The sequence below is a fragment of the Oceaniovalibus sp. ACAM 378 genome (assembly GCF_008085915.1).
Classification (GTDB): domain Bacteria; phylum Pseudomonadota; class Alphaproteobacteria; order Rhodobacterales; family Rhodobacteraceae; genus Oceaniglobus.
Genome location: NZ_VSJK01000010.1, coordinates 23,811 through 41,352 on the forward strand (window position 1 = coordinate 23,811; position 17,542 = coordinate 41,352).

At 61.4% G+C, this 17,542-nt stretch carries 18 protein-coding genes and 1 other RNA gene; 14 read left to right on the forward strand and 5 right to left on the reverse strand.

The window, feature by feature from the left end:
* Positions 1 to 52 precede the first annotated feature (52 nt).
* The 3 genes from FQ320_RS14375 to rnpB all read left to right on the forward strand — a co-directional run bounded on the left by FQ320_RS14375 (position 53) and on the right by rnpB (position 1,982).
* Positions 53 to 835, forward strand: a complete 783-nt coding sequence (locus FQ320_RS14375; protein WP_255509517.1) for a hypothetical protein — start codon at positions 53 to 55, stop codon at positions 833 to 835.
* Positions 836 to 846: 11 nt separating this feature from the next.
* Entirely contained in the window at positions 847 to 1,572 is a 726-nt protein-coding gene (locus FQ320_RS14380; RefSeq protein ID WP_255509518.1) for an N-acetylmuramoyl-L-alanine amidase, read from the forward strand.
* An 11-nt stretch (positions 1,573 to 1,583) separates the two neighbouring features.
* Positions 1,584 to 1,982: RNase P RNA component class A (gene rnpB, locus FQ320_RS14385), an RNA gene on the forward strand.
* A gap of 203 nt (positions 1,983 to 2,185) precedes the next feature.
* Here rnpB and FQ320_RS14390 read toward each other — a convergent pair.
* Positions 2,186 to 2,434 carry a ParB N-terminal domain-containing protein gene (locus tag FQ320_RS14390; protein ID WP_148473435.1) on the reverse strand — a complete coding sequence of 83 codons (249 nt, stop codon included), beginning with the start codon at positions 2,432 to 2,434 and terminating at the stop codon, positions 2,186 to 2,188.
* A gap of 158 nt (positions 2,435 to 2,592) precedes the next feature.
* Between FQ320_RS14390 and rpmG the strand changes: the two genes are divergently transcribed.
* Positions 2,593 to 2,760 carry a 50S ribosomal protein L33 gene (rpmG, locus tag FQ320_RS14395; protein ID WP_108482833.1) on the forward strand — a complete coding sequence of 56 codons (168 nt, stop codon included), beginning with the start codon at positions 2,593 to 2,595 and terminating at the stop codon, positions 2,758 to 2,760.
* A 909-nt stretch (positions 2,761 to 3,669) separates the two neighbouring features.
* Here the strand turns inward: rpmG and FQ320_RS14400 are convergent.
* Together FQ320_RS14400 and FQ320_RS14405 are read right to left on the reverse strand one after the other, a co-directional pair.
* The gene (locus FQ320_RS14400) at positions 3,670 to 4,389 is read right to left on the reverse strand and encodes a Bax inhibitor-1/YccA family protein (protein ID WP_148473437.1); all 720 of its coding nucleotides are present in this window, start codon (positions 4,387 to 4,389) and stop codon (positions 3,670 to 3,672) included.
* A 145-nt stretch (positions 4,390 to 4,534) separates the two neighbouring features.
* Positions 4,535 to 4,744 (reverse strand): DUF1127 domain-containing protein, encoded by a 210-nt coding sequence (locus tag FQ320_RS14405; RefSeq protein ID WP_148473439.1) that lies wholly within the window; start codon positions 4,742 to 4,744, stop codon positions 4,535 to 4,537.
* Between the two features lie 123 nt (positions 4,745 to 4,867).
* Between FQ320_RS14405 and FQ320_RS14410 the strand changes: the two genes are divergently transcribed.
* Positions 4,868 to 5,722, forward strand: a complete 855-nt coding sequence (locus tag FQ320_RS14410; protein WP_148473785.1) for a LysR family transcriptional regulator — start codon at positions 4,868 to 4,870, stop codon at positions 5,720 to 5,722.
* Positions 5,723 to 5,822: 100 nt separating this feature from the next.
* Here FQ320_RS14410 and FQ320_RS14415 read toward each other — a convergent pair whose 3' ends face one another.
* Positions 5,823 to 6,785 (reverse strand): NADPH:quinone oxidoreductase family protein, encoded by a 963-nt coding sequence (locus FQ320_RS14415; RefSeq protein ID WP_148473441.1) that lies wholly within the window; start codon positions 6,783 to 6,785, stop codon positions 5,823 to 5,825.
* Positions 6,786 to 7,095: 310 nt separating this feature from the next.
* Here FQ320_RS14415 and FQ320_RS14420 point away from each other — a divergent pair, with 310 nt between their 5' ends.
* The 3 genes from FQ320_RS14420 to FQ320_RS14430 all read left to right on the forward strand — a co-directional run bounded on the left by FQ320_RS14420 (position 7,096) and on the right by FQ320_RS14430 (position 9,671).
* On the forward strand, positions 7,096 to 7,470 hold the full coding sequence (locus FQ320_RS14420) for a helix-turn-helix domain-containing protein (RefSeq protein WP_148473443.1): 375 nt from the start codon (positions 7,096 to 7,098) through the stop codon (positions 7,468 to 7,470).
* 66 nt (positions 7,471 to 7,536) lie between these two features.
* Positions 7,537 to 8,337 carry an inositol monophosphatase family protein gene (locus FQ320_RS14425; RefSeq protein ID WP_148473445.1) on the forward strand — a complete coding sequence of 267 codons (801 nt, stop codon included), beginning with the start codon at positions 7,537 to 7,539 and terminating at the stop codon, positions 8,335 to 8,337.
* Positions 8,334 to 9,671, forward strand: coding sequence for an 8-oxoguanine deaminase (locus tag FQ320_RS14430; protein WP_148473447.1), 1,338 nt, complete (start codon positions 8,334 to 8,336; stop codon positions 9,669 to 9,671). Before FQ320_RS14425 ends, FQ320_RS14430 begins: the two co-directional genes overlap by 4 nt.
* 161 nt (positions 9,672 to 9,832) lie before the next feature.
* Here the strand turns inward: FQ320_RS14430 and FQ320_RS14435 are convergent, their stop codons facing one another.
* A complete protein-coding gene (locus FQ320_RS14435) occupies positions 9,833 to 11,311 on the reverse strand; it encodes a mannose-1-phosphate guanylyltransferase/mannose-6-phosphate isomerase (RefSeq protein WP_148473449.1) in 1,479 nt (492 codons plus the stop codon).
* 454 nt (positions 11,312 to 11,765) lie between these two features.
* Between FQ320_RS14435 and FQ320_RS14440 the strand changes: the two genes are divergently transcribed.
* From FQ320_RS14440 to FQ320_RS14465, 6 genes are all read left to right on the forward strand, one after another.
* Positions 11,766 to 12,614 carry a pseudouridine synthase gene (locus tag FQ320_RS14440; protein ID WP_148473451.1) on the forward strand — a complete coding sequence of 283 codons (849 nt, stop codon included), beginning with the start codon at positions 11,766 to 11,768 and terminating at the stop codon, positions 12,612 to 12,614.
* Positions 12,615 to 12,839: 225 nt separating this feature from the next.
* On the forward strand, positions 12,840 to 13,043 hold the full coding sequence (locus tag FQ320_RS14445; protein ID WP_148473453.1) for a hypothetical protein: 204 nt from the start codon (positions 12,840 to 12,842) through the stop codon (positions 13,041 to 13,043).
* Position 13,044: 1 nt separating this feature from the next.
* Positions 13,045 to 13,965 (forward strand): 5-bromo-4-chloroindolyl phosphate hydrolysis family protein, encoded by a 921-nt coding sequence (locus FQ320_RS14450; protein ID WP_148473455.1) that lies wholly within the window; start codon positions 13,045 to 13,047, stop codon positions 13,963 to 13,965.
* A gap of 72 nt (positions 13,966 to 14,037) precedes the next feature.
* Complete coding sequence (locus FQ320_RS14455) at positions 14,038 to 15,231, forward strand: toxic anion resistance protein (RefSeq protein ID WP_148473456.1); 1,194 nt, start codon at positions 14,038 to 14,040, stop codon at positions 15,229 to 15,231.
* A gap of 3 nt (positions 15,232 to 15,234) precedes the next feature.
* The gene (locus tag FQ320_RS14460; RefSeq protein ID WP_148473458.1) at positions 15,235 to 16,200 is read left to right on the forward strand and encodes a DUF2927 domain-containing protein; all 966 of its coding nucleotides are present in this window, start codon (positions 15,235 to 15,237) and stop codon (positions 16,198 to 16,200) included.
* Between the two features lie 102 nt (positions 16,201 to 16,302).
* On the forward strand, positions 16,303 to 17,409 hold the full coding sequence (locus FQ320_RS14465) for an SPFH domain-containing protein (protein WP_148473460.1): 1,107 nt from the start codon (positions 16,303 to 16,305) through the stop codon (positions 17,407 to 17,409).
* Positions 17,410 to 17,542 lie beyond the last annotated feature (133 nt).

Sequence of the window (17,542 nt, forward strand, 5' to 3'; positions counted from 1 at the left end):
ACAAGAAAAGCAGGTCGTGCCCGATGCGCGATCAGAGAATATGGGCAGAGGTATGATGCAGAATTCCGTGACACACGCGGTGCTTTTGTTCGCAGTGGTTGGGCTGGCGGCGTGTCAGCCTGCCGTTCCCGACAGCGGCTCGGGTGTCGGGTTTGCCGACTATAACAACTACGAGCGCAGCCGTATTGATCGGGATGCGGCGCTCAACCGCGGTGGATCCACGCCGCCCTCGGGTCTTGGTGTTCCCGCCGGATTGGGCACCACTGCCACGGTCGCGCCCGCCGCGTCGGGACAACCGGTGATTTCGGGTGATGAACTGCGCTCGGCCGGTCTGCCGACAGGCGGCAACTCTGCCGCCCTGCCCGTGACATCCCCGGTATCCAGCGCACCGCTTGATGCCACCGGCAGCACGACCGCCCCCGTCCCTGTGGGTAGCGGCTCGACCGGGATCTCTGACGAACAGGATTTCGGCGCGGTTTCGGGTCGGGAATCCATCGAATCCAACGCCGAGCGTATCGCCCGTCAGCGCGCCGCCTATGAGGTGGTTCAGCCGACCGCTGTGCCCACCCGCCCAGGCAGCAATGGGCCGAACATCGTCGCCTTTGCCCTGTCGACGACGAATGCCGTGGGTCAAAAGATTTATAACCGTTCGGGGTTCAATGCCGAATCCAAGTTCCTGCGCGCCTGTGCATCCTATCCGTCATCCGACCGCGCTCAGGAGGATTTCCTGAAGAACGGCGGCCCGCAGAAAGACAGCAAGGGCGTCGATCCGGATGGCGACGGATTTGCCTGCTATTGGGACCCGACTCCGTTCCGCAAGGTGGCACGCAACTGAGTCCGACGCGCGTGAACTGGACACCCTCGCCGAACTTCGAAACTGACCGCTTTGGCGCGACGCCCGATATCGTGGTGCTGCATTACACGGCGATGGTTTCGGCGCGCGCGGCGCAGGACTGGCTGTGTGATCCAGTCGCAAAGGTGTCGGCGCACTACCTGATCGATCCAACCGGCGCTGTGGTACAGATGGTGGACGAGGCGCACCGCGCCTGGCATGCGGGCGCCGGGTGCTGGGGTCGGGTCAGCGACGTGAACTCACATTCCATCGGCATTGAACTGGCCAATCCCGGGAATGAACCCTTCACCGCACCGCTGATGGATTCGCTGGAGCTGCTACTCGCCGAGATCATCGACCGCCGGTCGATCAGACCGGAACGGGTGATCGGCCATTCCTGCATGGCGCCGGGGCGCAAGATCGATCCCGGACCGCGATTTGACTGGCAGCGGTTGGCACGGCGCGGCCTCGCCGTCTGGCCGAACGCGAGCGGCGGCTCCTCGGTCCCTTGCGGTCCCTCCTCGCCCGAAGAGGGCCCGCAAGGGACCGAGGAGGGCCAGTTTGCGGTCCTCGCCCGCCGCGCCGGGTTCACCGCCCCTGTGGACCCTCTCACACTGCTGTCCGCAGTGCGCCTGCGGTTCCGTCCATGGGGCGCCGGACCGCTCTGTGGCGCTGATCTCGCGGCTATCGCTGACATCGCTACACGCTTTCCCGTTGACGGCGCGCAAGCTACGGCCTAGGCCAGCGACGCGCGGATGGCTGGATGGCCGCGTGCCCTTGCAAAAGGGTGCGAGGAAAGTCCGGACTCCCAGAAACAACGGTGCCGGGTAACGCCCGGGCGGGGCAACCCGACGGAAAGCGCCACAGAGAACAGACTGCCTTAGCCGGTCGCTTGCGATCGGCAATGGTGAGGGTGAAACGGTGCGGTAAGAGCGCACCGCGCCCCCGGCAACGGGGGTGGCACGGCAAGCCCCACCGGGAGCAATGCCGAATAGGGATTTCAAGGGGTTTCCCCAGGGCCGTTTCTGCCCCGAAATCCGGGTAGGCAGCTTGACCCTGTCGGCAACGGCAGGGCCAGAGGAATGGTCATCCATCCGTGACGGGCAACCGGAGCGGAGGACAAAATCCGGCTTACAGGCCGTCCGCGCAAACTCTCCCCCGATCACCGCCGCCGTTGGCGTGATGTCAGCCATCCAGCACGACAATTTCCGCGATAATCAGAATGACCCAAGGCACAAGCGATTCGGGGCGGATCAGATTTTGACGGTCCGTCATTGCAGTACGCACGGGGCCGGGCGGCACACGGTTCACCACAATTATCGCGGCGCCCGGTTCGCGGCGAATATCGCGCAGTCAGTGCAGCCGGGCCCGAACCTCAAACGCCACGACCGTCTTTTCGCCCAAGGCACGCAGCGCTTCCAGCCGGTGATACCCCTCGATCAGAACATACCCATCCTTGGCAGACCGCACCGAGATCGGCGTCGTCTGACCATTTTCAAGCATATCTTCGGCCAGTGCAGAAACCTTATCTGGCTCCAGCGTCTTCTTCCGTTTACCGGGAACCTGGATATCTGCGATGGGCAAGGAGAATTTGACTGGCATAGCATGACAGTGCACATGTTCAGTCCCAAGCACCAGCCCCGTTTTAGAGCAAACTTGCGCGAATCGCGGTTGACAGTGGCCCATCCCCGGTTAAAAGCGATGGTTCAGAATTACGGTTGGGTCGCCTTCGGGGCAGGCCCGCGTTGAGGAGAGACCAAATGGCAAAACCGACCACCATCAAGATCCGTCTCAACTCGACGGCGGACACCGGGCACTTTTATGTGACCAAGAAAAATGCGCGCACCATGACCGAAAAGATGGTCGTGAACAAATACGATCCCGTCGCGCGCAAGCATGTCGAGTACAAGGAAGGCAAGATCAAGTAAGCCTTCCAGAATTTTTTAACGATTTGGGCCGCGTCTGGAAATTCCTGCGCGGCCTTTCGTTTTCCACTTCCACCCCGACAGTTCGATCCTGGTCGTGCAAGACACTGGGCTGTATGGCCCCCCAGATTCATTGGGATAAGACACCCCACGGCATTTCCGACTTCCGACCCCTTCAGCCTTCTCTGCACGCCCTGTTTTGCAGTTCTTTGGCTGCGGGTTGCTGCCTTCTTCCCGTGCATCCGTTGCGCGTATCCCATGACAGGATGAGGCGCGTGGCAGACGCTCTCAAACGCCACCGTCGCGACTTCGTCGACAGTTCGGCTGCTCCCCCGGGCATTTGCTTCCAAGCCTCTGCGGCAGCGACGCTGGCCATCGCACCGAAAAGATTAACACCCATACTGGCCATGTCGGCAATTCCTCGGCAAGTTGCGGGCTTCCATCCCACGGTTAACTGAATAACTCACAACCCGGCTTCCGACTGGCGCTCCAGCCCTCCACCGCGTTTTCAAGAGCTCTCGGAATCTCGGCCGTAAAGTTGCCCGCCCGAGAAATGCTTATTCCACGCTCAAGGTTCGCCAGTCAGTACCGGCCAGCCGGCCAGGATCTGCGCAACGCGGACACTGGCTTGAATTGCCTGTGTGTGTCGATTGCCCCCCATGCCCAACGAGATGCCTTATCCAAAAACACCTCGATGCAATGATTTCGAGGCCTCCCTGCGCCATTCTGATTCGACAACGCGGTTCTGATTTTCGGGTCATGCATGATGCAGGTCTCTTATGCCCGCGTCTTACTCAGTATCGGTGTCAGCTTCCCATGGAACGTCTCCGCGCCGCGCTGGACGTCCAAGGCGCACGCACAAAAAAAGGCCCGGGCGAACCCGGGCCTGTTTCTCATGTACTGCGATTGCGATTATTCGCGGTTGCCGAAAATGCTCAGCAACATCATGAACATGTTGATAAAGTTCAGATACAGGTTCAGCGCACCCATGATGGCAGCCTTGCCCAGCCATTCCTTGTCCATCGCCTGAGCATGGGCGATGTAGTCGGTCTTGATCCGCTGGGTGTCATAGGCGGTCAGCCCGGCAAAGATCAGCACCCCGATGACGGAAATCGCGAACATGATCGCGGGGGATCCGAGAAAGATGTTGACGATGGACGCCACGATCAGACCGATCACACCCATGATGAGGAAGGAGCCCCAGCCAGAGATGTCTTTCTTGGTGGTGTATCCCCACAAAGAAAGTCCGGCAAACGAAATAGAGGTCACCAAAAACACCTGCGCGATGGAAATCCCGGTGTAAGCCGCGAAGATATAGCTGATCGAAAGCCCCATCAATGACGCGAAGACATAGAAGAACAGCTGTGCGCCAGCTGCCGACAGCTTGTTGATCACCGCGCCCAGGGCGAAAACCATGATCAGGGGTGCGAACATCACCAGCCATTTTACTGGCGTTCCGAATATCGCCGACACCATCTGTTCGTTGGTCCCGACAGCCCAGGCAACGCCGGCCGTCAGCAAAAGCCCCACGGACATGGTGCTGTACACCTTGTTCATGTGGGCACGAAGCCCTTCGTCTAACGCAGCGGTCCGGACACCGGCCCCGGCGCGGATCGTCTGATAGTCAGCCATAAGGTCGCCTCCAAATAAAACCTTGTCTAGGGCGCCGCAGATCGCAGACGGCCCTCATCGCTTCATATTGGCAGCAGCGGGGCATTTTTCAAGATCGTATTTGCCGCAATCGTACAGGTTTTTATCGCTGTGGAGGCAAGTTGCATCAATATTGGCGGCCTGTCGGAATGTCCCACAGCGGACGGAGAGACTCGAGTTCGGCCTCTCGCCGGCTCAACCCGATATCCGACAGCGTCGCGTCATCCATACGGCGAAGCGCTTTGCGCTGCCGGCGCACCGACGCAACCATGGCAACCAAAGCCAACACTCCGCGCGGCGCAGTGAATATGACAGAACGGCGAACGAGGGCGGACATGGCCCGATCCTTTCAAAGTAGTGATCCGAGAAGCGAAATGCATCATCGATGTTGATGTATATGGCCGAGCATGTTCAATATGAAAAACGAATGTTTTTGACCTCTGACATCAAGGAACGTGATGTGCCGAGAAACCTTGACCTGACCGCCCTGCGTTCTTTCGTGGCCGTGGCCGAAACTGGCGGCGTGACCAGGGCCAGCGGCTTTCTGAACCTCACGCAATCGGCAGTGTCGATGCAGCTGAAGCGGCTCGAAGATTCGATGGACCTCAGCCTGTTGGACCGTTCGTCGCGCACAATCGCACTCACTTCGGCGGGGGAACAGCTGTTGTCCTATGCCCGGCGGATGCTGGATCTGAATGACGAAGTGATGGCGCGGATGACCGCCAAGGCGTTCGAGGGTGAGATCGTGGTGGGCCTGCCCCATGACATCGTACATCCTGCCATGCCAAAGGTGCTCCAGCGGTTTGCCCAAGACTATCCGCGGGTGCGTGTGCATCTGAAATCGGCCCACACCCGGCGGTTGAAGCAGATGTTTGCGCGCGGTGAATGCGATTTCATCCTGACCACCGAGGACGGTGTAGAGACCGGGGGCGAAACCCTTGCCGAAAGGCCACTGGTCTGGTTCGGCGCGCCCGGTGGCTCGGCCTGGCGGCAGCGCCCGTTGCGGCTTGCCTTCTGTTCCAACTGCATCTTTCGCGGCGGAGCCCAGCGTGCCCTCGACGAGGCGGGGATCCCTTGGGAAATGGGCGTCGATTCGGATTCCGAACCGGCAGTCGAGGCAACGGTCAGCGCCGATCTTGCCGTCACCGCCATGATCGAAGGGACGGCGCCGGTGTATATGGAGCTGATTCCCCACGGCGGCGCCCTGCCCGAGCTCAAGCGCCAGCGCATCAACCTCTACTCAAGCGAGATCAATCAGGGCGAGGTGCCGCACGGCATGGCCGAGGTGATCCGCCAGTATTACCGCCTGATCTGAACGCGGCACGCCCCCCCAGCGGACACAACGTCCTGTTCGGCTTCTCCTTGCCCAAATACTCCCGCCGGAGGCATCCCCGGCGGGTATCTCGCACAGCGCTTCAGATCATGGTGATGATCACTTTACCCGTCGATACGCGCGTGCGCAGCAGCTCCAACCCCTCGGCAGCGCGTTCCAACGGCAGGCTATGGCTGATATGTGGGTGCAGTCGTCTCTCTGCGTACCATTCGAACAGCCGTGTCAGGCTGTCGGTCAGCACCTTTGGTCGAAACCTCATGTATCCACCCCAGTAATACCCCATCAAGGTGATGTTCTTGACCAGCAGGTGGTTGGCCGGAACCTGCGGAATGTCGCCGCTGGCAAATCCGACGATGACGATCCGCGCCTCGGGATTGCAGGCGCGCATGGCGGCGCGAAACAGATCGCCTCCGACCGGGTCAAACACCACATCGATGCCGCCAAGTGACCTGAGCGCACCGCGCAGGTCACGTGTTTCGCTGTCGACCAGCTCATCCGCGCCGGCGGCCTTCGCCACGGCCAGCTTTTCGTCACCCCGGGCGCAGGCGATGACCCGCGCGCCCATCAGCTTGCCCAGTTCGACCGCTGCCAGCCCGACACCACCGGCAGCGCCTAGCACCAGCAGAGTTTCCTTGGGTTGCAGTCGCGCCTTGTGATCCAACGCCACATGGGCCGTGCCATAGGCGACCTGAAATGCTGCTGCGTGGTTAAACGGCATGGCATCGGGCAAGGGCACACAGCGCGCCGCGTCAAACACACCTTTCTGCGCCAGCCCGCCCTGCCCCGCAAAGACCGCCACACGTTGCCCCGTGCTCAGGTGGTCGACCCCGGCGCCCAAGGCGCATACCGTCCCGGCCAGTTCCATCCCCAATGTCATCGGCAGCGCAGGGCGCTCTTGATACTTGCCCGCCGCCATCAACAGATCGGCAAAGTTCAATCCACAGGCGGCAATATCCAGCGCGACCTGCCCCGCACCCGTTGGCCCGGCCTGCACCCGGCGCAGAACTGGCGGCCTGTCGTAGGATTCGACCTGAAAGGCCAGCATGACGGCTCCTTTGTGGCTGATCTGATTCCTAACCTTAATCCTAGTGTGTTTTTCACCCGAAGCACGCACGAACTACGGACACCGTGCAACCGGTGGTTGCGCTTCGTCGCCGGAAAAATACGGCGAAAAACACGTTAAAGGCGAGTTTTTGGGAAAATATTACTGGCCAGAGCTTCAAAGATGCCACCGTAACCGTCTGTTAATATGTAATTAATTATTTAAACTACCACACCTGTCCTAAAAGGCAGGTTGAGTTGATCCTTCTTTCATCGTTTCACTGCATACAAGCAAAAGGTAGGGAGTGACGGTAATGAAACATCCAGTAGATGTGCACGTGGGCAAGCGGGTCCGCCATCGTCGTTGGATGCTGGGCATGACGCAGCAGCAGTTGGCCGAAAAGGTCGGCATCAAATTCCAGCAAATCCAGAAGTATGAAACCGGAATGAACCGGGTCAGCGCTTCGCGTTTGTGGGACATCGCTGAAACTCTGGACGTTCCAGTGGCATTCTTCTTTGACGGCATGGCCGAAGCCGAAGCTGATCGTCAGACGCCCAGATCCATGGTGCGCGGTGACATCCTCGCCGACAAAGAAGCTCTGGAACTCGTGCGCTCCTACTATGCCATCCCCGAGAACCAGCGGCGGCGCCTGTTCGAACTGGCCCGCGTGCTCAGCGACGTTGCCTGACGACGTGCTTGACCGGCGGACGCTGCGGGCCTAGTCACCCGCCTGTGCGAACCCGGGAGATGCTGCATGGACGACGCGCTGAAAGCCGAACTTCTTGCCTGTGCGCTGGCGCTTGCCAATGCAGCCCGGCCCGAAACGCTCAGGTATTTCCGGTCTGACACACTGGAAACCGACGATAAGGGAACGCAGGGTTTCGACCCGGTCACCGTGGCAGATCGCAACGCCGAAGCTGCCATGCGGGCCACCCTAGGACACCTGCGCCCCAATGATGCCATTTTCGGCGAAGAATTCGGCGAATCTGTAGGCACCACGGGGCTGACCTGGGTGCTTGATCCGATCGACGGCACGCGCGGATATATTGCCGGCACGCCCACATGGGGCGTTTTGATCGCGGTGGGCGACGACAGCGGCCCCCTGCTTGGGATCATCGACCAGCCATATATCGGCGAACGTTTCGTCGGCGGGCTGGGCCAGCGATGGCGCGATGGACCCGGCGGGTTTTTGGGCCTGCGTTGCCGACCGCCCCGCCCCTTGTCCGAGGCAATCCTGTTCTCCACCTTTCCCGAAGTCGGCACAAAAGACGATCTGGCCGCCTTTCGCCGCGTCGCCGATCGCGCGCGGCTGGTGCGTTATGGCATGGATTGCTATGCCTATGCTTTGGTCGCCACCGGGCAGGTCGATCTGGTGATCGAGGCCGGTCTGGCCGCCTATGACATTCAAGCGCCCATCGCGGTGATTGAGGCGGCAGGCGGCATTGTTACCGACTGGCAGGGCGGACCGGCCCATCGCGGCGGCCGGGTGATCGCCGCCGCAAACGCCGAGATCCACGCCGAAGCAATAGCCCTTTTGCAAAGCGGCCCCGCATGAGCCATGTCCTGATCCGTGGTGCCGAAACCGTCTTGACCATGGACGACAAAGGCACCGAACTGGCGGATTGCGACATCAGGCTGCGCAACGGGGTGATCGCCGAAATTGGCCAGGATCTGCAGCCCGGTGATGCGCAACAGGTGTCGGCGCGCGGCTGTGTCGTGACGCCGGGTCTTGTAAATACCCATCACCACCTGTTTCAGACCCTGACCCGCGCTGTTCCAGGTGGGCAGGATGCGCTGTTGTTCGGCTGGTTAAAGACGCTCTATCCGATCTGGGCGCGTTTCGGCCCCGATGAAATCCGGGGGTCGGCAACCATTGGTCTGGCCGAACTGGCGCTGTCCGGCTGCACGACCTCTTCTGACCACCTTTATGTTTTCCCGAACGGCGCCCGTCTGGAGGACACGATTGATGCGGCGCGCGAAATCGGACTGCGGTTTCATCCGACCCGGGGTGCAATGTCCATCGGAGAAAGCGCCGGCGGCCTGCCCCCCGATTCACTGGTCGAACGTGAGGCGGCAATTCTGAACGACACGATCCGCGTGATTGATGCCTTTCACGACCCCGCACCGGGGTCGATGTGCCGTGTCGGCGTCGCGCCCTGCTCGCCGTTTTCAGTCAGCCGCGATCTGATGCGCGACGCGGCGCTGCTGGCCCGGGACAAGGGCGTGCGGCTGCACACCCATCTGGCCGAAAACGATGAAGACGTCGCGTATTCCCTTGCCACTTTCGGATGCCGTCCGGGCCAATATGCCGAGGATCTGGGCTGGACCGGCGACGACGTCTGGCATGCCCATTGCGTCAAGCTGGACACGCCCGAAATCGCTTTGTTCGCCCGCAGCGGTACTGGCGTGGCCCACTGCCCCTGTTCAAACTGTCGTCTGGGATCGGGGATCGCTCCGGTGCGGGCGATGCGCGACGCGGGCGTGCGGGTCGGACTGGGGGTTGATGGTTCAGCCAGCAATGACACCGGCAATCTGATCGCCGAGGCCCGTCAGGCCATGCTTTTGCAACGTGTCACCCGTGGCGCCGACGCGATGAGCGCCCGAGAGGCGCTTTGGATCGCAACGCGCGGTGGCGCGGCGGTGCTGGGGCGCGACGACATCGGCGCCATCACCCCCGGCCTGCGCGCCGATCTGGCAATCTGGGACGTTTCGGGCATCAAATCGGCAGGCAGTTGGGACAAGGCCGCGCTGTTGCTCGCAGGTCCGGCGCGGGTGCGCGACCTGTTTGTCGAAGGGCGACAGGTGGTGGCTGACGGAGTGCTGACCACCTTGAACCTGCCGCGCGCCATCGAACATCAAAACCGACTTGCCCGCGCCCTGGCGGGGTGACGCGAACACCTGTCGCCGATCGATAGCCGACAACGCGATCAGAAAGCCCACTCGGCTAAATCTGCGATGTGAATTGCGAAACCTAGACGGGCGGCGCTGTCCTCGCCAGTAATTAACTGACGATCAGCATTCCGCGCCGCACATCGGAATATCGAGCATGCTCAGCCGTCAGACACCTGCCCGCGGGCATAGACATCCTCATAGCGGACGATATCGTCTTCCCCCAGATAGGCGCCGGTCTGCACTTCAATCAGCACCATGGGCACGCGGCCGGGGTTTTCCATGCGGTGCACCGCCCCCAACGGGACATAGACCGACTGATTTTCCGTCAGCAGCGTTACCTCATCCCCGACCGTCACCCGCGCCGTGCCCGACACCACGATCCAATGCTCTGAACGGTGCAAATGGCTTTGCAGAGACAGCGCAGCGCCGGGTTTCACGACGATGCGTTTCACCTGAAACCGGTTGGACAAGGCAATGGTTTCATAGTGACCCCATGGGCGATGATCGCGGGCAAAGGATTCGGCCTGTTTGGCCTTTTTGGCCTTCAGCCGCTCGACCACCAGCTTTACATCTTGCGCGCGGGACCGGTCGGCCACCAGCACCGCGTCGGGCATCGCCACCACGATCAGATCTCGCAGCCCGATACCAACAAGCTCTTGGTCTTCGCTTTCGGCTCGCAGCAGGGTCCGGTCACAATCGATCGCCAAAGCCGGACCGGAAGTGACCGCGCCGCGCCCATCGCCCGGCATTTCCTGTGCCACCGCATCCCAGCTTCCCAGATCCGACCAAGCTCCGCGAAATGGCACCACAGACAGCGAATCCGCCTTTTCCATCACGGCATAGTCCAGTGATTCGGCCGTCGCACCGCTCCAGGCCTCTGCATCGAGCCTGAGAAATCCAAGATCGGTCCGCGCCTGCGCCAGCGCCGCCGTAACCGGCTTGATCAATCCCGGGGCGTGGCGTTCGAATGCCGCAACGATGTCTTTTGCCGCGAACAGGAAAATGCCTGCGTTCCACAGGAAATTTCCCGCCGCCAGCATCTCTTCGGCCCGTGGCGCGTCGGGTTTCTCTATAAATCTGGTCAGCGGTACAGGTCCGTCGCCATCGGGTTGCGCAGCCAATTCCAGCCAGCCATACCCTGTTTCGGCCCGGTCCGGCGCAATGCCAAAGGTCACCAGACGGCCCTCTGCCACCGCCGGCAAACCCCGCGCCACGGCGGCACGGAAGGCCGCCGCATCAGGAATCACATGATCGGAGGGCGCAACGAGCAGAACCGCATCGGGATCACCTGCCAGCGCATGCAGCGCCGCGGCCAGAACTGCTGGTGCCGTGTTGCGCGCGGACGGTTCGATCAACACTGTCCCCGGTTCGATTCCCGCCTCAAGCAGTTGTTCCGCCACGACGAACCGATAGTCAGCCCCCGTAACGACCACGGGCGGCGCAAAGGCCAAACCCTCTGATTGCTCGCCCGGGTTCCCGCTTGCCACACCTGCCATCCGTCGGGCCGAGGCCTGAAACAGACTTTCGGTTCCCAGAAGCGGTGTAAATTGCTTGGGAAAGCTTTTGCGCGACACGGGCCAAAGGCGCGTACCCGATCCGCCGCACAGCAGAACAGGGACAATTCGGAGATCGGACATTGCGCAAACCTTTCGGGCGGAGAATTGGGAAATTTGACCACCAAAGCGATGCCCGGTCTGGCCGAAGATGTCAAAGTTTCAACAGCCCGCTGCGCCCCCTGCCTCGCACTTCGACCCGCAACCACGGATTTTCTGGCAAGTTCTTTGATCTGGAGGGATCAGCTTGCGCAAACACCCAAGGTTATTTCGCGCGGCCCCGCCTCTCTCCGCTTGATTTGTTGCAAAGGTCCTATTCTGCGCAGTGACTCCACGCCCGCCGTTTTACGCTTTCCGTGACTTGATCGTTTTCGCAAATTTGCGCATCCACCGCCGCCGAGAACATCCGAGGACCGCCTTGATTGTTTGACGCGGGCGCATTTCCGGCCCGGTGGCATGGCTGCATCATAAGGCGGGCAGGATGACGTTAGCAGCTTCTGCCCTTTCCACCCGCGCTGCGGCAGGATATCGAAACAGTATGTCAGATACCCCAACTCCCGCCGGCGACCGGATCGCCAAAGTTCTGGCCCGTGCCGGTGTCGCCTCCCGCCGCGAGGCCGAGCGAATGATTGCCGCCGGGCTTGTCTCGGTCAACGGTGTGGTGATTGATTCGCCCGCGCTGAATGTCACGGACCGCGACCGGATCGTCGTGAATGGCGAGCCTCTGGGCGACCCGGAACCGGTGCGTCTGTGGCTGTATCACAAGCCATCGGGCCTTGTGACAAGCGAGCGGGACGAAAAGGGCCGCGACACGGTGTTCGCAGCGCTGCCCGACGATTTACCCCGGGTGATGTCGATCGGACGGCTTGACCTGAACTCGGAAGGGCTGTTGCTGTTGACCAATGACGGCGCCCTGAAACGGCGTCTCGAATTGCCCTCGACCGGTTGGCTTCGCAAATACCGCGTGCGGGTGAACGGCAACCCGACCGACGCCGAACTGGCTCCGCTGCGCCGGGGTATGGTTATTGACGGCGAACGGTTTCAGGCCATGGATGTCACGATTGACCGCCAACAGGGCGCGAATGCCTGGCTGACTCTGGGCCTGCGCGAAGGACGCAACCGCGAAATCCGCCGTGTCATGGAGGAGGTGGGGCTGAAGGTGTCCCGGCTGATCCGGATTTCCTATGGCCCATTCCGGCTGAACGATCTGGCGCAGGGCGCTGTCGAAGAGGTCAAGGCGCGGGTTCTGCGCGACCAGTTGGGCGAAAGCGGCGCGCCTGTGCTGAAGCCCCGCCAATCCCGCGCGACTGGCCCGAAACCGCCCGCACGCGGCGAATCCGGCAGGCGGCCGACCAGCGGCAAGCCGGGAAAACCCCCTCGCAGGTGAACCTTTTCTCCAGTCGGGTGTTGCTACTGTGCTAAGGCGGCGGATCGCCTCTGGATCGTTGGGCATGTCTGGAAACACATCGTTACAGGCGACCAGACCACAGGCGTATGTGTTTTGCGGCGACTGCCTTTTATGGCGACTGCGGGCCAGCCTGCATTCCCGGCTCTGGGAAAATGCTGTGGTTTAGCATAAGATAACTGGATTGGACCGGTAGGTGCGGGTGATATGGCCAGACTGATGATCGTTGTGCTGTTCCTTGCCGTGCTGGCGGGGCTGGCCATCGGCGCAGCGTCCATGGCGGGTTCGGCAATGCGTGGTGCAAAGGCGCGGGTCGCCCAGGCGGAATTGGGGAACCGGACGATGCAAAAGCTTTCCTTTATGCTGCTGGTGGCACTGATCCTCTATGTTTCGGTCTGGGGAGGCGCCTGATATGGCGCAGCGCTTTGGCGGCGAACACAGTCCGGGCCAGAATTCCGGACCCAAGTCAGCGAACAGCACAAAAACCAGCGGCAATGCATCGGCGGGCGGCTGGTCTGGGCGCAAGCGCGCCCGCGCCGGTGGGCGGGTCAACGCATTGTTCGTCGCGCCATTTCCGTTGTTGCCGCTGGCGTTTTTCAAAGATCCGGTCGGGCTTGGTCTGAACCTGACGGCATTCGGCATTCTCATGCTGGCCGCCTGGCTGACCCGGGAAGGTGTGATCGCCCACGAAGCCTATGACGCCCGCAAGGTTGCCCGCCGCCCTGCCATCCCGCGCAAGCTGTTCGCGGCGGCGCTGACCGGGCTGGGTCTGGCCGTGGCCGGGCTGGTTGGTGACGGATTTCTTGCCCCGGCGATCTTTGCTGTTCTGGGCGCCGGTCTGCACCTGATGTCTTTCGGTCCCGACCCGCTGAGCGACAAGGGAGCCGAGGGTGTAGACAAGTTTCAGGCCGACCGTGTTGCGCGTGTGGTTGACGAGGCCGAGAAACACTTGGGCGAAATGAACGCCGCCATTCTGCGGGCCAAGGATCGCGAAATCACCGACCGTGTTGCAAGCTTTACAACCACCGCGCGTGAAATGTGCCGCACGGTCGAGGAAGACCCGCGTGATTTAAGCGCCGCGCGCAAGTATCTGGGTGTCTATCTTCTGGGCGCACGGGACGCGACGGTGAAATTTGCCGATCTTTATGCCCGCAGCCGCGACGCCGGAGCGCGGACCGACTATCTGGCTCTGCTTGATGATCTGGAACAGGGATTTACGCTGCGGCGTGAAAAGCTGTTGATCGATAACCGCTCCGATCTGGATGTGGAAATCGACGTGTTGCGCGACCGTCTGGCACGCGAGGGGCTGGCGTCGAAATCGCAACAGGAGTAGTCGCAGAGTAACGGCCACAGTGGCAAAAGACCAAACAGGCAAACGCCGATCCGCAAGGGAGACTGACGTACCATGTCCGAAACAACCCGCAAAACGGCCGAACGCAACGCGACCGAAATTGACGAGATCGCAGCCGTTGTCCTGTCCGAGCCTGACGCCGAAGTGGTACCCTTTGAAATGGCCGAAGCCCCCGTCGCCGCCGAGATTGAAAGACGCATCGCCGAAATCAACATGTCCGACACGAATTCGATCGTGTCCTTCGGTTCGTCCGCCCAAGGCGAATTGCAAGAGATCAGCCAAGCGATGTTAGCGGATGTCCGGAACAAGGATGTTGGCCCTGCGGGTGACAGCCTGCGCCAGATCGTCACCACAATCCGCGGGTTTTCGGTGTCGGAACTAGACGTGCGCCGTGACCGGTCCTGGTGGGAAAAACTGCTCGGCCGCGCCGCGCCGATGGCCAAATTTGTTGCCCGGTTCGAAGATGTGCAGGAACAGATCGACAGTATTACCGACACCCTTCTGGGCCATGAGCATAAACTGCTGAAGGATATCAGATCGCTCGATATGCTGTATGATAAAACGCTGGCGTTCTATGACGAACTGGCGCTGTACATCGCGGCAGGCGAGGAAAAAGTGAAGCGGCTGGATACCACCGACATTCCCGCGAAAGAGGCCGGAGTCGCCGCCGCCACCGAGCAGGACGGCGTGATGGACGCACAGGAACTTCGCGACATACGCGCCGCCCGCGACGATCTTGAACGCCGGGTCCATGATCTGAAGTTGACCCGCCAGGTAACGATGCAATCGCTGCCCTCGATCCGGCTGGTGCAGGAAAACGACAAGTCACTGGTCACCAAAATCAACAGCACGCTCGTGAATACCGTTCCGCTGTGGGAAACCCAGTTGGCGCAGGCCGTCACGATCCAGCGGTCGCGCGAAGCCGCCGAAGCGGTGCGCGAGGCAAACGATCTGACCAACGAATTGCTGACGGCAAATGCAAAGAACCTGCGCGACAGCAACAAGGTGATTCGCACAGAAATGGAGCGTGGCGTGTTCGACATCGAAGCCGTGAAAGCCGCCAACGCCGACCTGATCGCGACAATTCAGGAAAGTCTGCAAATTGCCGATGAGGGCAAGACCAGACGCGCCGCCGCCGAAGAAGATCTGAAGCGGATGGAGTCCGAGCTGAAGGAAACGCTCTCGTCAGCCAGTGCACGCCGTCCGGCCCCGACGCAGGGCGCGGCCGGCGCGCAGATCGACGGCTGAACCATGCGGCGCCCGATCAGTTGGATCGCAGCCCTGACGGCCAGCATCGCGTTTTCTGCATGCGAAGCTCCGGTGAGCGCCGTCGATCCGGTTCAACGCCCACTGGCGCGCCCTGCCGCTCTGGCAAAGCCGAAACCGGTGATCAAGCCTATTGTGGTGCGGTCGGAACAAAGCCTCGAGCTGCAAAAATACTATCAGCGGGTGCAAAACGGACTTTTGGCGCAGGGCCTGTTGCGTCGCGACGGTGGGATACGGGACGCGCCGTTTGGCACCCGGCAGCTGGTCGAGAATTTCATCCGCATCGCATTGTATGAGGAATACTCCAGCGTTGGCGGCAGTCTTGTCGCCCGCGCAACGGCCAGCCGTCTGCATCGCTGGGAACGCCCGATCACGATGCAACTGGAATTCGGCGCCACGGTATCGCCGGAGAAGCAGGCAACGGATCGCGCCGCCGTCACCGGCTATGCGTCGCGATTGTCGCGCATCACTGGCCTGCCGATCCGGCAGGTGACCTCGGGCGGCAACTTTAACGTTTTCATCGTCAACGAGAACGAGCGTCGCGCATTGGGGCCTCGGTTGCGCCGCATGGTTCCCGGCATCAGCGAACTGGCTGTGCGCACGGTGACCGACATGCCGCAATCGTCCTATTGTCTGGTCTTCGCGCTGGATGGCGGCAGCGACGGCGCCTATCGTCAGGCGGTGGCGGTGATCCGCGCCGAACACCCCGATCTGCTGCGCCTGTCCTGCATTCACGAGGAAGTCGCCCAAGGGCTGGGCCTGTCCAACGACAGCCCCGCCGCCCGTCCCTCGATCTTTAATGACGACGAGGAATTCGCGCTGCTGACCTCGCACGACGAACTGCTGCTGCGGATGCTCTATGACCCCCGCATGCGCCCCGGCATGTCCGAACCCGAGGCCCGCGCGCAGGCCCAGATCATCGCGTCCGAACTGCTGGGCGGCGAAAGCTGATTTTCTGCCGCTGCTGTCAGGGGCAGGATTGCGCTGCGGCCCTTTTCCCACGGTGTGTTTCGTGGTTCACTCGCGCAAAGCGATCAACAAGCGGCGGGTGCCATGTCAATCTTCGATTTCCTTTCGGGTCAATTCATCGATGTCATCCACTGGACGGATGACACCCGCGACACCATGGTCTGGCGGTTCGAACGTCAGGGCCACGAGATAAAATACGGCGCCAAACTGACTGTGCGCGAAGGGCAAGCGGCGGTGTTCGTGCACGAAGGCCAGTTGGCCGATGTGTTCACCCCCGGCCTTTATATGCTTGAAACCAACAACATGCCGATCATGACCTCCCTGCAACATTGGGATCATGGTTTCAAAAGCCCGTTCAAATCCGAGATCTATTTCGTCAACACCACAAGGTTCGGCGATCTGAAATGGGGCACCAAGAATCCGATCATCCTGCGCGATCCCGAATTCGGTCCGACCCGCGTGCGCGCCTTTGGCACCTATACCGTCAAGGTCAGCGATCCGGCCCGGTTCATGTCGGAAATCGTCGGCACCGACGGTGAGTTCACGATGGACGAAATCAGCTTTCAGATCCGCAACATCATCGTGCAGGAATTTTCGCGCACGCTCGCCACATCCGGGATCCCTGTGCTCGACATGGCCGCCAACACCCGTGATCTGGGCAAACTGGTGGCCGAACAGATCAGCGCGACGATCACCGGCTATGGCCTGACGATCCCCGAGTTGTATGTCGAAAACATTTCTCTCCCGGCCGAGGTCGAGGCCGTGATGGACAAGCGCACATCGATGGGCGTGGTGGGCGATCTGAACCGCTACACTCAATTTCAAGCAGCCGAGGCGCTTGGCCGCGCCGACAGCGCCGCCGGAAACGCCATGGCCACCGGCATGGGGGCCGGGCTGGGCATGACCATGGGCGGGGCGATGGCACAGTCCGGCCCGTGGGGCCCGCGCCCTGCCGCTGCGGCACCTCCGCCGCCTCCGCCCGTGGAACATGTCTGGCACATCGCCGAAAATGGCGCGACCAAGGGGCCGTTCTCCCGCGCCTCCATGGGCCGAATGGTGATGGATGGCGCATTGCAGCGCGAAACCATGGTCTGGACCCAAGGTCAGGACGGCTGGATCCCCGCAGGCGATGTGGCGGAACTCGCGCAATTGTTCACCGTCATGCCGCCACCCCCACCGCCGGGAGTCTGACGCGAGATGACCTTATCTCGAAAAGGCCAGATCGAAACCTCGCCGAGCTTGCGGTAAATTTTGATCCGGTTCCACGGCGTCTTGCACGAACCAAAGGGCGGCACGGGCTCCCGCCGACGTTCGGAACTGCCAG

Excerpts from the sequence above, each read along its gene's own strand:
- FQ320_RS14375 (WP_255509517.1), top strand. The coding sequence starts at position 53 with ATGATGCAGAATTCCGTGACACACGCGGTGCTTTTGTTCGCAGTGGTT.
- FQ320_RS14390 (WP_148473435.1), bottom strand. The coding sequence starts at position 2,434 with ATGCCAGTCAAATTCTCCTTGCCCATCGCAGATATCCAGGTTCCCGGT.
- rpmG (WP_108482833.1), top strand. The coding sequence starts at position 2,593 with ATGGCAAAACCGACCACCATCAAGATCCGTCTCAACTCGACGGCGGAC.
- FQ320_RS14400 (WP_148473437.1), bottom strand. The coding sequence starts at position 4,389 with ATGGCTGACTATCAGACGATCCGCGCCGGGGCCGGTGTCCGGACCGCT.
- FQ320_RS14405 (WP_148473439.1), bottom strand. The coding sequence starts at position 4,744 with ATGTCCGCCCTCGTTCGCCGTTCTGTCATATTCACTGCGCCGCGCGGA.
- FQ320_RS14415 (WP_148473441.1), bottom strand. The coding sequence starts at position 6,785 with ATGCTGGCCTTTCAGGTCGAATCCTACGACAGGCCGCCAGTTCTGCGC.
- FQ320_RS14420 (WP_148473443.1), top strand. The coding sequence starts at position 7,096 with ATGAAACATCCAGTAGATGTGCACGTGGGCAAGCGGGTCCGCCATCGT.
- FQ320_RS14425 (WP_148473445.1), top strand. The coding sequence starts at position 7,537 with ATGGACGACGCGCTGAAAGCCGAACTTCTTGCCTGTGCGCTGGCGCTT.
- FQ320_RS14430 (WP_148473447.1), top strand. The coding sequence starts at position 8,334 with ATGAGCCATGTCCTGATCCGTGGTGCCGAAACCGTCTTGACCATGGAC.
- FQ320_RS14435 (WP_148473449.1), bottom strand. The coding sequence starts at position 11,311 with ATGTCCGATCTCCGAATTGTCCCTGTTCTGCTGTGCGGCGGATCGGGT.
- FQ320_RS14440 (WP_148473451.1), top strand. The coding sequence starts at position 11,766 with ATGTCAGATACCCCAACTCCCGCCGGCGACCGGATCGCCAAAGTTCTG.
- FQ320_RS14445 (WP_148473453.1), top strand. The coding sequence starts at position 12,840 with ATGGCCAGACTGATGATCGTTGTGCTGTTCCTTGCCGTGCTGGCGGGG.
- FQ320_RS14450 (WP_148473455.1), top strand. The coding sequence starts at position 13,045 with ATGGCGCAGCGCTTTGGCGGCGAACACAGTCCGGGCCAGAATTCCGGA.
- FQ320_RS14455 (WP_148473456.1), top strand. The coding sequence starts at position 14,038 with ATGTCCGAAACAACCCGCAAAACGGCCGAACGCAACGCGACCGAAATT.
- FQ320_RS14460 (WP_148473458.1), top strand. The coding sequence starts at position 15,235 with ATGCGGCGCCCGATCAGTTGGATCGCAGCCCTGACGGCCAGCATCGCG.
- FQ320_RS14465 (WP_148473460.1), top strand. The coding sequence starts at position 16,303 with ATGTCAATCTTCGATTTCCTTTCGGGTCAATTCATCGATGTCATCCAC.